Here is a 1151-nt window from a genome sequence, read left to right as displayed (position 1 = left end):
CCCTAAAATTTCTCCAAGATTTGGTAGAGTCCGTCGCAATCAAGGAGGCGGACGGAATGAAGCGTTCCCGGTTCGCAGAAGAACAGATCATCGGAATATTGAAGGAGCAGGAGGCAGGTATGCCGACTGTGGAAGTGTGCAGAAAGCACGGGATCAGTTCCGCGACCTTTTACAAATACAAGGCGAAGTATGGCGGCATGGAGGTTTCCGATGCCCGCAAATTAAAGGCTTTGGAAGATGAGAATGCGAAGCTGAAGAAGCTTCTGGCTGAAGCCATGCTGGATGTTGCCATTTTGAAGGATGTGGCTTCAAAAAAATGGTGACGCCCGATGCCAAGCAGGATGCGGTGGCTCATGTCTGCCAAGCGCATGATGTGAGCCAGCGTCGGGCGTGTTCTGTATTGTCTGTTGATCGGTCGAGCGTGCGATATCGCAGCATTCGGCTCGATGATACCCATATCCGGGCAGCCATGAGACAAGTCGCCAGCGAGCGCCGTCGTTTTGGCTATCGACGTATTCACGTCATGCTGGAACGCCAAGGACTGGTGATGAACCTGAAGAAGCTCAGGCGGCTCTACCGGGAAGAGAAGCTGACCGTCCCAATGAACGCTGGAGCCTCGATTTCGTCAGTGATGCATTCACCGATGGGCGCAGGTTCCGTGTTCTCGCTGTCGTTGATGATTTCACACGGGAGTGCCTGGCTTTGGTGGCGGACACGTCTTTGTCCGGCCTGCGGCTCGCCAGAGAACTGAACGCCATCATTGCAAGGAGGGGAAAGCCCATGACGATTGTTTCCGACAACGGCACGGAAATGACCAGTACCGCCATTCTCAAATGGTGCCAGGAAACCCGCATCGAATGGCATTACATCGCACCGGGCAAGCCGATGCAGAATGGCTTCGTGGAGAGCTTCAACGGCAGTTTCCGTGATGAATGTCTCAATGAAACTCTGTTCTCGACACTCAATCACGCACGAGCAGAAATCACCGCATGGAAGGAGGACTACAACCGCAACAGACCACACTCTTCACTGGGCAATATCACGCCCTGCGAATTCGCCATGAAAATGGCTCTGGAAAAGCGGGCCGCATGAGGCCATAAATCGACATTCGGATTCTCCCAACGGCTGGAGGGAAAACGGGGCTCAGGTCA

The 1151-nt window shown here is 53.9% G+C and carries 1 pseudogene; it reads left to right on the top strand.

The features are described 5' to 3' along the window. Positions 1–119: 119 nt before the first annotated feature. A pseudogene (locus FHS76_RS22415) lies at positions 120–1092 on the top strand (IS3 family transposase). The last annotated feature ends 59 nt before the right edge of the window (positions 1093–1151 follow it).

The organism is Brucella daejeonensis (assembly GCF_014199265.1).
Taxonomy (GTDB): domain Bacteria; phylum Pseudomonadota; class Alphaproteobacteria; order Rhizobiales; family Rhizobiaceae; genus Brucella; species Brucella daejeonensis.
This window is presented reverse-complemented; position numbering and strand designations above follow the sequence as displayed.